At 67.4% G+C, this 12,205-nt stretch carries 11 protein-coding genes; 2 read left to right on the top strand and 9 right to left on the bottom strand.

All coding sequences use genetic code 11. From position 1 onward, the window contains the following. Nucleotides 1-28: 28 nt before the first annotated feature. The 5 genes from AC5P8F_RS19400 to AC5P8F_RS19380 form a co-directional block, all read right to left on the bottom strand. Entirely contained in the window at nucleotides 29-808 is a 780-nt protein-coding gene (locus AC5P8F_RS19400; RefSeq protein WP_014036126.1) for a CvpA family protein, read from the bottom strand. Between the two features lie 46 nt (nucleotides 809-854). After that, complete coding sequence (locus AC5P8F_RS19395) at nucleotides 855-1,883, bottom strand: SPOR domain-containing protein (RefSeq protein ID WP_329768250.1); 1,029 nt, start codon at nucleotides 1,881-1,883, stop codon at nucleotides 855-857. A gap of 80 nt (nucleotides 1,884-1,963) precedes the next feature. Then, on the bottom strand, nucleotides 1,964-3,235 hold the full coding sequence (gene folC, locus AC5P8F_RS19390) for a bifunctional tetrahydrofolate synthase/dihydrofolate synthase (protein WP_495228820.1): 1,272 nt from the start codon (nucleotides 3,233-3,235) through the stop codon (nucleotides 1,964-1,966). Between the two features lie 41 nt (nucleotides 3,236-3,276). Then, nucleotides 3,277-3,921: a histidine phosphatase family protein gene (locus tag AC5P8F_RS19385; RefSeq protein ID WP_014646078.1), complete on the bottom strand. Its 645-nt coding sequence runs from the start codon at nucleotides 3,919-3,921 to the stop codon at nucleotides 3,277-3,279. Between the two features lie 199 nt (nucleotides 3,922-4,120). Next, the gene (locus AC5P8F_RS19380; RefSeq protein WP_495228817.1) at nucleotides 4,121-6,286 is read right to left on the bottom strand and encodes a S46 family peptidase; all 2,166 of its coding nucleotides are present in this window, start codon (nucleotides 6,284-6,286) and stop codon (nucleotides 4,121-4,123) included. 479 nt (nucleotides 6,287-6,765) lie between these two features. Between AC5P8F_RS19380 and tdh the strand changes: the two genes are divergently transcribed. Next, a complete protein-coding gene (gene tdh / locus AC5P8F_RS19375; protein ID WP_032955954.1) occupies nucleotides 6,766-7,788 on the top strand; it encodes an L-threonine 3-dehydrogenase in 1,023 nt (340 codons plus the stop codon). 185 nt (nucleotides 7,789-7,973) lie between these two features. Here the strand turns inward: tdh and AC5P8F_RS19370 are convergent, their stop codons facing one another. Next, on the bottom strand, nucleotides 7,974-8,669 hold the full coding sequence (locus AC5P8F_RS19370; RefSeq protein ID WP_014646076.1) for a TorF family putative porin: 696 nt from the start codon (nucleotides 8,667-8,669) through the stop codon (nucleotides 7,974-7,976). Nucleotides 8,670-8,870: 201 nt separating this feature from the next. Here AC5P8F_RS19370 and kbl point away from each other — a divergent pair, with 201 nt between their 5' ends. Beyond that, nucleotides 8,871-10,079 (top strand): glycine C-acetyltransferase, encoded by a 1,209-nt coding sequence (gene kbl, locus AC5P8F_RS19365; protein WP_041863091.1) that lies wholly within the window; start codon nucleotides 8,871-8,873, stop codon nucleotides 10,077-10,079. Nucleotides 10,080-10,240: 161 nt separating this feature from the next. Here the strand turns inward: kbl and AC5P8F_RS19360 are convergent, their stop codons facing one another. From AC5P8F_RS19360 to AC5P8F_RS19350, 3 genes are all read right to left on the bottom strand, one after another. Then, on the bottom strand, nucleotides 10,241-10,576 hold the full coding sequence (locus AC5P8F_RS19360; protein WP_005415439.1) for a hypothetical protein: 336 nt from the start codon (nucleotides 10,574-10,576) through the stop codon (nucleotides 10,241-10,243). 85 nt (nucleotides 10,577-10,661) lie between these two features. Beyond that, nucleotides 10,662-11,468 (bottom strand): pseudouridine synthase, encoded by an 807-nt coding sequence (locus AC5P8F_RS19355; RefSeq protein ID WP_219633258.1) that lies wholly within the window; start codon nucleotides 11,466-11,468, stop codon nucleotides 10,662-10,664. A gap of 20 nt (nucleotides 11,469-11,488) precedes the next feature. Continuing rightward, nucleotides 11,489-11,995 carry a hypothetical protein gene (locus AC5P8F_RS19350; protein WP_014646073.1) on the bottom strand — a complete coding sequence of 169 codons (507 nt, stop codon included), beginning with the start codon at nucleotides 11,993-11,995 and terminating at the stop codon, nucleotides 11,489-11,491. Nucleotides 11,996-12,205 lie beyond the last annotated feature (210 nt).

Genomic DNA, 12,205 nt, shown 5'->3' with positions numbered 1-12,205 from the left:
TGCGAAGTCTCCGCTGGGCTGTGCCCAGTTACAAGGAAGGTGGCCGTACCTGGCCGCGGTGGTCGCCGCGCCTGCGGTCGACATTGGCCGGATCGCCCGGCTCGATACTGTCTGGCAGTGCTGGGGCGTCCGGGCGCACTTCGGCCGGATCGTATGCGTCGCCCTGTTCCGCTTTCGCGGGCCGCAGCCATCCGCTGCCCGCCACTACCTGGTTGAGGATGCCATTATCGCCTGCCGCGCCCGGCTTTCCCAGATCGGCGCCTGCGCTCTTCCCCAGCTCCATCAATGCAGATGGGGACAGCATGTCGGTCGGCAAGGTCTTGGGCAGCAGATCGGCGCCGGGCACCTGCCAGTGCGGCAGCTTCCCGTTCATCCAGGCCACGGCCGGGTTCAGCACCGGGCGGACCGCCGAGCGCTTCCAGGACGGTTCGGCGGTCAGCGGGGTGAAGCCGGCCAGCAGCACCAGGATCGCCGCGATCAGGCCGCCACGCACGGCGCCCAGCACGCCGCCCAGCAACCGGTCCAGGCTGGTCAGCATGCTGCGATGGATCATCGCCTTGATGACCATGCCGATCACCGCGACCACGATCATCACGCCAATGCCCACGCCCAGGTAGCCGCCAACGAAATGCTCGCCGCCGGGTGCGGCCGGGGCCGCCCACCAGCGTGCCGCATCGTTGCCGAAGGCGAAGGCCGCCCACGCGGCCAGCAGCCACGACAGCGTGCCGATGACGATTCCAACAAAGCCACGCAGCATCCCGAGCAGGGTCGAGGCGGCGATCACGATCAGCAGCACCACGTCGATCATGGCGCCCCGCTCCTTCGGCGGCGCTGGCAACGGGCCTGCGCGTGGATCATGGGTGCGGTCGGACCATGCCGGCCACGCCGACCTTGGCGGCGACCTGCGCCTTCAGCTGCTCGGCGTCAGCGCGGTTGGCCACCGGTCCGACGCGGACGCGATGCAGCGTGCCCTTTTCAGTGCGTACCTGCTCGACGAAAGCACTGAAGCCGGCGGCGCGGACCTTGTCGCGCAGCGCGTTGGCATCGTTGGCCTGGCCGAACGCGCCCAACTGCACGGCGAAGCCGACGCCACTGGCCGCCGGTGCTGTCGGCGTGGCAGGGACCGGCTTGCTGGCGGCGGCCTCCGGCTTCGGCTCGGGCTTGGCGTCCGGCTTCGGAGCCTCGGGCTTCGGTGCCGGCTTGGGCGGCTCTGGTTTGGTGGTCGCCGTCGGCGTGCTTGGCGGCAGGCTTTCGCTGCGCACCGGGTTGCTGGTGGCCGACGGCGTGGTGGCCGCGGCCGGGGTGCTGGTGGTCGGCGCCGGCGTGGCGGCAACCGCCGCACTGCTGCCTGCCGCCGCATCCAGGGTGATGACTTCTGCCTTCACATCGGCGCGGATCTTGACCGCCTGCAGGCGCGCGGCTTCGGCCTGGGCACGGTCGGCATACGGCCCGACACGCACACGCCACGCCTGGCGCCCGCTGATGGTGGTGGTTTCGGCGAAGCCTGGCAGCTGCGAGCGCTGCAGGTAGGCGATCACCGCATCGGCGTCGGCCTTGCTGCCGTAGGCGCCAAACGTGACGGCGAAGTTGCCGGCGGCAACCGCCGGAGACGTGTCCACGGTCGGCGGCGTAGCCGGCGCGGCCGTCTCCTGCAGCGGCTTGGCCTGCCCGGTCTGCAGGCCGGTGGCTCCACCGGCCGGAGCAACCAGCGGCAGCTCACGGGTTTCGAACTGGCCATCGGCCGGTGCGTCCGGCGCGGCGATCGGCACCGAGGCCACACCGCTGTCCGGCGCCGGTCCCTTGACCAGCATCGGCAGGAAAATCACGGCCAGCGCCACCAGCACGATGGCACCAATCAGACGCTGTTTCAGAGGCGTATCCACGTGAGGCGGCAACTGTCCGGAGGTTGCGGTCGATTATACGGGTGCCGGACCGGACGGCGTCGGCATTGGCTGAACGCGGATCAGGCGGCGCCCTGCAACCATTGCAGCGCGGCAGCGGCGGTATGGAAGGAGCCGAACACCAGTACGCGGTCACCGCGCCCGGCCTGGGCCAGTACCTGTGCCAGCGCCTGCTCGACAGTATCAGCGCGCTGGGCCTTGGCCGCCGCCGTACCGGCCAGGCGGGCCTGCAACTGGGCAGCACTCTGCACGCGCGGGCCGTCCAGTCCGGCCAGGGTCCACTCGCCGACCACGTCCTGCAGCGCCTGCACAACGCCCACCGCGTCCTTGTCCTGCAGCGCGGCGTACACCGCCAGGGTGCGCCCGGCCGACGCTTCGGCCTTCAGCGCGCGCGCCAGCTGGCCCGCCGCCTGCGGGTTGTGCCCGACATCGACACGGACCTGCACGCCGTCACGCTCGAACGCCTGCAGGCGGCCAGAGATGCGCGCCGCCGCGACACCAGCAGCCCATGCCGCACGCGGCACCGGCTTGTCCAGCGCGCGCAGCGCAGCGATGGCGGCACCCGCGTTGGCCAGCTGGATCGGGCCGGCCAGCGCCGGGGTCGGCAGTTCCATGCGCAGGCCGACATCGCGCCAGCGCCAGCGCTGGGCATCGATTGGTTCGTAGAAATAATCGCTGCCGCCGCGGATCGCGTTGGCGCCGACCAGGTAGGCACGTGCGAGCACGCTCGACGGCGGGTCGGTCTCGCCCAGGATCACCGGCTTCCAGCCACGGATGATGCCGGCCTTCTCGGTGCCGATCGCTTCGCGGTCCTCGCCCAGCCATTCGGCATGGTCGATGTCCACGGTGGTGATCACCGCCACGTCAGCGTCGACGATGTTGACCGCATCCAGGCGACCGCCCAGGCCCACTTCCAGCACCGCCAGGTCCAGCCCGGCGTCGGCGAACAGCTGCAGCGCGGCCAGCGTGCCGTACTCGAAATAGGTCAGCGTGATATCGCCACGCGCGGCCTCGATGGTGTTGAAGGCGGCGACCAGCGCCGCATCCTCCACATCGTGGCCGTCGATGCGCACGCGCTCGTTGTAGCGCAGCAGGTGCGGCGAGGTGTACGCGCCGACCTTCCAGCCGGCAGCACGCGCGATGGCTTCGATGAAGGCCACGGTGGAGCCCTTGCCGTTGGTGCCACCGACCACGATGGTGCGCTGGGCCGGCGCCCCCAGGCCCATCGCCGTGGCCACGGCGCGCACGCGCTCCAGGCCCATGTCGATGGTCGCCGGGTGCTGGCGTTCAATGTAGTCCAGCCAGTCGGCCAGGGTGGTCGGGGTGTTCGTCACGGCAGCGGTTCCAGCAGAAGCAGTTGATGCGAGGGGATGGATCAGAGTGCGCGGTGCTTGGCTTCGCCGAAGAACGGCGTGTGGTGGGCACAGTCGTTCAGGCGCACCACTTCCAGGCTGTCCAGGTCGGCGCCTTCGAGCAGGTTGAGCGTGGTCGGCGCCTGGCGGAAGGTCCACAGGCGGGAGATCGGCAGGCCCAGCACCTTGCACAGGATCACGCGGTTGACCGCATCATGGGCGACCACCAGCAGGGTGTCGTGCTCGCCGAGGCCTTCGGTGGCGCGGGCCAGGCCGCGCCAACTGCGCTCCAGCACCAGGCGCAGCGATTCACCGCCGGGCATCAGCACGGTGTCCGGCTCCTCGCGCCACGCCTTCAGGCGCGACGGGTCCTTTTCGTTGATTTCGCTGGCCAGCAGGCCTTCCCACTCGCCGTGGGCGATTTCCTGCAGCTCCGGCTCGGTCAGCAACATGTCGGCACGGGCGGCACCGAGTGCCAGCTGCGCGGTGCGCTGCGCGCGTGACAGCGGCGAGGCGACGGCACGGGTGATGTCCACCGAGGCCAAGCGGGCGCCCAAGGCCTGGGCCTGGGCTTCACCGATCGGCGAAAGCGGGATGTCGATCTGGCCCTGGTAGCGGCCTTCGGCGTTCCACGGCGTTTCGCCGTGGCGGGCAAGCAGGATGCGCATGCGTGCAAGGGGTCCTGGGGGGAGGAGGTTCCGCGTTTCGTTCACATCCTGTGAAGTGCGCGGAACAGGGATGATACCCGTTCGGCGCACCGGGCCGTGCCGGGCATGAAAAATCCCCGCGACGTGGATCGCGGGGTTTTGGAAACTCCGGCTATCTGGTCGGGGTTGCCGGCCAGCGGCCGGCACTACCGCAACGGGTTTATTTCGCCAGGTTCAGTTCCTTCAGCAGCGCCGGCGCCGGCGCCACTTCCCGCATGATCCACTGCATGTAGCGGCTGTCGACCGCGATCATGCGGGTCATCACCGGGTCGAACACCCAGTTGGAGCTGACCGATTCCCAGTTGCCGTCGAAGGCCAGGCCGACCAGCTTGCCGTTGGCGTCCAGCACCGGTGAACCCGAGTTGCCACCGGTGATGTCCAGGTTGGACAGGAAGTTCACCGGCACCGAGCCCACGCGCTTGTCTTCCAGGCCGCCGTAGCGCTTGGCCTTGACCGCGTCGAGCAGGGCCTTGGGCGCATCGAACGGATCGACGCCGGTGTCCTTGGCGACGATGCCCTCCAGCGTGGTGAACGGGGTGTAGGCCACGCCGTCCCTGGGCTCATAGCCCATCACGTTGCCGAAGGTGATGCGCAGCGACAGGTTGGCATCCGGGTACACGAACTCGCCCTGGCTCTTCTTGTAGTCAGCCAGTGCCTGCAGGTACAGCGGACGTGCGGTCAGCGACTCGCCTTCGCGGATCTTCTTCTGCTCTTCCTGCTTCAGCAGCGACGGCATGATCGCCACCGCGTACTGGATGGCCGGATCGGTGCTGGCTTCGAACGCGGCGCGGTCGGCCTTGAACCACTTCAGGCGTGCATCCAGGCTGCCCAGCTCAGTGCCCGACAGCTTGCTCACCAGTGCCTTGACCGCGCTGGCATCGCTGCCGCCCAGCCAGGTGTTCAGCACGTCGTTGTTGCGCTGCGCGGCCGGCAGGGCGACGTACTGGTCCAGCCAGTAGGTCTGCAGCTGCTGGTCCATCTTCGCCACATAGCGGCGATCCATCTGCTTCAGGCCGCCTTCCAGGGTCGGCAGGTCGCGCTGCTGGTAGCCGACCTCGCGCTCGGCGTCCGGCTTGGTGCGCTCGATCGACAGGCGGTACAGGCCGATGGCGGCGTTGACCGCCGAGGTGTTGTTGAACTGGCCGACGAACAGATCGCGCTCGCGGGTCGCCTTGCTGGTATCCAGGTGCTTGACCAGCTGCGCGTGCGCTGCCAAGGCCGGCTTGCCGGCGGCGCCCTGCTTCTTCAGCCAGGCCAGCACGGCGGCTTCTTCAGCCTGCTTCTGGCCAGCAGCGTCGATGCGCTTGAAGCCTTCCAGCTGGCCGGCGTAGTTCTTGGCCACGTTGTTCATGCTGGCCGCGGTGGCGGCGTACTTCACCTTGACGTCGGCGTCGGCCTTGCCCGCCTCATCGATCATCTTCAACACTGCGTTGTAGTGCCTGGCGATGGTCGGGTAGGTCCAGCTGGCGGTTTCGTTGAACTCACCGGCCAGCGCGTAGCGGTTGGTGCGGCCCGGATAGCCTGCCACCATCACGAAGTCACCGGCGCCCAGCGGCTGGTCGGTGAACTTCAGGAAGTGCTTGGGCTGGTACGGCACGTTGTCGGCCGAGAATGCGGCCGGCTTGCCGTCCTTGCCGACGTAGGCGCGGTAGAACGAGAAGTCGCCGGTGTGGCGCGGCCACATCCAGTTGTCGACGTCGCCGCCGTACTTGCCGACGCTGCCCGGGGGCGCGTAGACCAGGCGCACGTCCTTGATTTCCATGTTGCGGAACAGTCGGTAGGTGTTGCCGCCGGAGAAGGTGTACAGGCGGCAGCGGAAGCCGTCCTCGGCTTCACACGCGGCGACCTGGGCCTTGTCGAAGGCGTCCAGCGCACGGCTGCGGGCCAGCGGGTCGTTGCCGGCGGCGGCAATGGCGGCCTTGGCCTGGGCGGTGACGTCGGTGATCTGGTCGAGCACGTAGACGCGGGCGTTCGGGCCGGCGCTCAGTTCATCGCTGTGCTTCGGCGCGTTGAAGCCGTCCTTGATCAGGTTCTTCTCGGCGGTCGAATTCAGCTGGATCGCACCGTAGGCGCAGTGGTGGTTGGTAACCACCAGGCCCTGCGGCGACACGAAGCTGGCGGTGCAGCCGCCGAGGGCGACGACCGCGCCCATCGGGTCGCCGGTGAGGTTGGACAGCTGCTCCGGGGACAGCTTCAGGCCGGCCTTCTGCAACGGACCGGCGATTTCCGGCAGCTGCTGCGGCACCCACATGCCTTCAGCGGCATGGGCGACCTGGGCCAGGCCGAGGCTGGCGACGATGGAGAATGCAAGCAGGTTCGAGCGCATGGAGCAGCCCCTGGTAGTGGAACCCTCGATTGTAGCCCGCCGCCCTGCCCCGGCCCGAACCCCGGAAGTCATGGGCCTACTTCTTGCTCTGCCATGCGCACATCGGCCGCGCACATGGAATCGTCCAGAGGAGGCGTGGTCACCCTGGCCGGGACCGTTGGCGCCATGGGCCGGGCGCATGCGACTGGCGGGTTGGGCAGGACGCCCAACCCCGGTCTTGCCGTGTGCGCAGGATAGCGCGCACGAGCAAGGCGCCATCGAGCACCATGGATGGGCTTTTGCGTGTCCCGGCCAGGGTGACCACGCCCCCTCCCCAGGAATCAAGGAGGCGCTGCTGTTTGCAGCACGTTCGAAACGCCCGTCGGCGCACGCCTTTCGTTCCGCCATTGCACCCGCAGCGCAACATGGGAAATCCGCGCGGCACCCTATAATCCGCGCTTTCCCCCCTGATGAGTTCCACCCCGATGGCGCAGCAAACGATGAAGGCCCTGGTCAAGCGCGAAGCGGCCAAGGGCATCTGGCTGGAAGAAGTTCCGGTGCCGACCCCAGGCCCGAACGAGGTCCTGATCAAGCTGGAAAAGACCGCGATCTGCGGCACCGACCTGCACATCTACCTGTGGGACGAGTGGAGCCAGCGCACCATCAAGCCGGGCCTGACCATCGGCCATGAGTTCGTCGGCCGCATTGCCGCGCTCGGTTCGGCGGTGACCGGCTATGAGATCGGCCAGCGCGTCTCGGCCGAAGGTCACATCGTCTGCGGCCATTGCCGCAACTGCCGTGGCGGCCGCCCGCACCTGTGCCCGAACACCGTCGGCATCGGCGTCAACGTCAACGGCGCCTTCGCCGAATACATGGTGATGCCGGCCAGCAACCTGTGGCCGATTCCGGACCAGATCCCGTCGGAACTGGCCGCGTTCTTCGACCCGTACGGCAACGCCGCACACTGCGCGCTGGAATTCGACGTGATCGGCGAAGACGTGCTGATCACCGGCGCCGGTCCGATCGGCATCATCGCCGCCGGCATCTGCAAGCACATCGGTGCGCGCAACGTGGTGGTGACCGACGTCAACGACTTCCGCCTGAAGCTGGCCGCCGACATGGGCGCCACCCGCGTGGTCAACGTCGCCAACCAGTCGCTGAAGGACGTGATGAAGGAGCTGCACATGGAGGGCTTCGACGTGGGCCTGGAAATGAGCGGCAACCCGCGCGCGTTCAACGACATGCTCGACTGCATGTACCACGGCGGCAAGATCGCCATGCTCGGCATCATGCCCAAGGGCGCCGGCTGCGACTGGGACAAGATCATCTTCAAGGGCCTGACCGTGCAGGGCATCTACGGCCGCAAGATGTACGAGACCTGGTACAAGATGACCCAGCTGGTGCTGTCCGGCTTCCCGCTCGGCAAGGTGATGACCCACCAGCTGCCGATCGACGAGTTCCAGAAGGGCTTCGACCTGATGGAAGAAGGCAAGGCCGGCAAGGTCGTGCTCAGCTGGAATTGACCCGAAGGGTCAATTCCCCCGCATGTTTCCTTATCCCCGCGCCTTTGGCGCGCCCCCTTGAACAACAAGGGGGCTCTTCCCCAGATGGGATCAAGAACACCGCGGAACTGAAAAAGGCGCCCGATGGGCGCCTTTTTCGCAATGCGTGCCAGGCAAGCTTGGCACCTACCGTAACGCCTGCGGCGTTACTTGCCCACGGCCACGGTCAGCAGCACCCGGCTGTGGGCCAGCTTGCCCGAGTTCTCGCGTCCATTGCCGTCGGTGCCGTAGTAGCCCAGGCCGACGTTGAACAGGCCGAACTGGCGGCTGACGCCGACGTTCCAGTCGGTATAGTCCTTGGCGATGCCGTCCTCGAAGGTGCTGCGACCGACGTTGGCATTCAGCGTGAAGTCCTTCGGCAGGCCCCAGCTGCCGCCCAAGCCGTAGTACCAGCCATCGGTGCCGCTGTTCCACTGGTCGTTGGTGTAGGCCACGGTCAGCTTGTAGGTGTCATCAAGCGTGGTGGTGGTCACCAGCTCGTTGTAGTTCTGGTGGCTGGCACCGAGGTAGGTGTAGCGGTTCAGCAGCACGTCGAAGTTGACGCGCGAAGTGACGTCCACGCCATAGCCGATCTGGTAGTCGATCTCGGTGTTCGGATCGCCCGGACCGAAGTCCACGCCCGAACCCCAGACACCGGCATACAGGCCCACCGGCGAGGTGTAGGTGAAGCCCGCCTGCAGGGTCGGCTTCTCGTCGGTCTGCGACACGCCACGGAACAGGTAGTCGGAAACGGCGGTGACATTCCAGCTGTACGGCGATTCGTTCTCCTGCGCGCTGGCGGCGAACGGGGCGGCCAGGGTCAGGGCAGCGGCAATGGCGAGGCAGGCACGGGCGTGCTTCATGAGCGTCTCCGGTGGGGGCGGTGGCGTGGCGTGGAAGGCGGGAGCGGCCGGAGCGCGACAGCTCCGGTTCACGAATTCTTAACCACTTTGCTATTGCGATGCAACATGCGCTGCCCATGGCGATGCCCCATCCAGCCCGGTTGATGACCGGCGATGCCCGGTAGAATCAGCGGTTTCCCCGTTCAGAGCCGTGCCCACGCCATGACCGACGTCTCCTCCGCCCTGACCCGCCACTACGCCGAGGAACTGGACGCCATCCGCGCCCAGGGCCTGTTCAAGTCCGAGCGGATCATCACCAGCCCGCAATCGGCCGAGATCACCCTCGACGACGGCCGCAAGGTGCTGAACTTCTGTGCCAACAACTACCTGGGCCTGGCCGACCATCCGGACCTGATCCAGGCCGCCAAGGACGCACTGGATACCCACGGCTTCGGCATGGCCTCGGTGCGCTTCATCTGCGGCACCCAGGACCTGCACAAGCAGCTGGAGAAGCAGATCGCCGATTTCTTCGGCAAGCAGGACACCATCCTGTACGCGGCCTGCTTCGATGCCAACGGTGGCCTGTTCGAGCCGCTGCTCGGCGAGAACGACGCGATCATTTCCGACGCGCTGAACCATGCTTCGATCATCGACGGCGTGCGCCTGTGCAAGGCCAAGCGCTTCCGCTACGCCAACTGCGACATGGCCGATCTGGAAGCGCAGCTGCAGGCCGCCGATGCCGCAGGCTGCAAGACCAAGCTGATCACCACCGATGGCGTATTCTCGATGGACGGCTTCATCGCGCCGCTGGACGAGATCACCGCGCTGGCGAAGAAGTACAACGCGCTGGTACACATCGACGAATGCCACGCCACCGGCTTCCTTGGCGCTACCGGCCGTGGTTCGGCCGAGGTCAAGGGCGTGCTGGAGAAGATCGACATCATCACCGGCACTCTGGGCAAGGCCATGGGCGGCGCGCTGGGCGGCTTCACCTGCGCCAGCGCCGAGGTGATCGAACTGCTGCGCCAGCGCTCGCGCCCGTACCTGTTCTCCAACTCGCTGCCGCCGCATGTGGTGGCCGCCGGCATCAAGGCGTTCGAAATGCTGGCTGCCGCTGACGACCTTCGCAGCACGCTGGCCGAGAACACCGCCTACTTCCGCGAGAAGATGACCGCCGCCGGTTTCGACGTGAAGCCGGGCGTGCATCCGATCAGCCCGGTAATGCTGTATGACGCACCGTTGGCGCAGAAATTCGCCGAGCGCCTGCTGGAAGAAGGCATCTACGCGATCGGCTTCTTCTTCCCGGTGGTGCCCAAGGGCCAGGCCCGCATCCGGACCCAGATCAGCGCCGCGCACAGCCGCGAGCACCTGGATCGCGCGATCGATGCGTTCACCCGCATTGGTGTCGAACTGGGCGTGGTCAAGGGCTGATCATGCCGGGGTCGGATCCCTTTCCTGCGGAAAAGGCCCTGACCCCGCTGGTCAAAGCGTGCCGACCAAGGTCGGCACCTACCGGGCTGGATGGCTGCCGACCACGGTCGGCACCCGCCGTGGCCTGAGGGCGTGCCGGCCAGGGTCGGCACCGCCAGGCGTCACTTCTTTTTCTTCTTGCCCTTCGGCTCTTCCTTGCTGGCCACCACTACCGGCTTGGCGGCGGCGTCCTGGCCGTTGCCCTTGGCAACGCGGATGCCGTTGGCCTTCATCCAGGCATCGAACTCATCGGCGGTCATCTTCTTGTCGCCGTTGCTCATCAGGAAGCGGTAACTGCCGCGACCATCCAGCTCCGGGGTCTTCACTTCCACCACCGGGGTCTCGGCAGGCGTTTCCGCCTTGGCCACCTTCTTGTGGCCGCCACAGGCGGCCAGCAGCACCATCGGCAGCAGCAGGCCTGCGCAGCGCAGGGTTTGGTTGAGGGTCGGGTGGTACATGGGCAGGCTCCGTTCGGGAAATTCAGCAACCAGGCGCCCCCTACGCCTGGAACGGTGGCCGGCGACTGCCGGCCGCGGGCGATGATCAGCCCGGTGCAGCGGCCCCCAGCCGCTGCTGGTCGCTGACCTCCAGCACCCGCCATTGCCCCTTGCCGAGATCGCCGAGCAGCAGCCCACCGATCGCGACCCGGACCAGGCGCAGCACCTGCAGGTCGAAGGCCGCCAACAGGCGGCGGATATGGCGGTTGCGTCCCTCGTCGAGGACCACCTCCAGCCATGCGGTCTTGTCGCCACTGCGCAGTACGCGCACGGCCTGGGCGACGAGGAACTCGCCCTCGTCCTCGACACCGGCGCGCAGCGCGGCCAGGGTGTCCTCATCGGGAAGACGATCCACCTGCACGTGATAGGTCTTCTGCGGGCCGGTCTCCGGATCGGTCAGGCGCGCCGCCCACTGCGGATCATTGCTGAACAACAACAGCCCTTCGCTGGCCTTGTCCAGGCGCCCGACCGGCGCGATCCACGGCAGGCCGGCACCATCGAAGCAGCGATACACCGTGTCGCGACCACGCTCGTCCTGCGCCGTGGTCACCACGCCGCGCGGCTTGTTGAGCACCAGGTACAGCCGCTGCGGCGCATCCATCGGCCGGCCATCGACTTCGATCGGCGGGTGCGGACTGGCAATCGGGAACTCGGGATCACGGATGATGCGGCCGGACACGCGCACGCGGCCCTCGGCAATCCAGCGCGCGGCCTCGCTGCGTGAGCACACGCCGGCCTTGGACAGCACGCGCGCCAGGCCATGGCGCACGCCATTGGAGACATCCGGAACCGCACGCCCACGCGGTGCGTGGGAGCGGGCAGCGGGGGCAGCAGGTGGGCGGCGCGTGCGCAAGCCTCTGCTCCCCGCCGCGCTTACTTCTTGTCGACCGGCTTGGTCTCAGCCGGTGCTTCGGCCGCAGCCGGAGTGGCGGCCGGAGCCGGACGCGCCTTGACCACACGCACGCCACGCGCCTTCATCCAGGCGTCGAACTCTTCGGCGGTCATGCGCTTGCCGTTCTGGCTCATGTCGAAGCGCCAGGGCGTGTTGTCGAATTCGGTCTGCGGCTTGTAGGCCGCCGGATCGTTCGGCTTCACCGCCGGTGCGCTCGGAATGGCCTTGGCGATGTTCTGGCACCCATCGATGCGCAGGCGCTGCAGCACCTGGTCCAGCGACTGCGACGGATCGTAGTTGCTGCTCAGCACGCCGGCCGGCATGCCCAGCTGGTTGCCACGGATGTAGAGCTCGTCGGCCACCGGCGCGATGGTCGTGGCCGGCAACGGCAGCGGCGAGGCGCTGGTGTTGACCGAGCAATCGACCGCAGCGTGGGCGGCGGGAACCAGGGCCAGCGCCAGGAAGGCGGCCGATGCAGAGCGCAGCATGAAGGGCATCCAGGAAAGGAAGTGACGCGGCGAGTTTAGCAATGCCGCGACAGCTTTCAAGCGCCACTTTCAATGAATACGGCAACTCATTGGTTTTATGGGCAAAATCCCGACGAACGGTTACTCCCGCGCCTGAAACGCCGGGTTCCGGACCGCAGAAACAACAAGACCCGGCCGAAGCCGGGTCCTGCTGTGTCCTACTGGCAGAGC

It is taken from the genome of Stenotrophomonas sp. YJH_SMC_69 (genome assembly GCF_059370495.1).
This window is presented reverse-complemented; position numbering and strand designations above follow the sequence as displayed.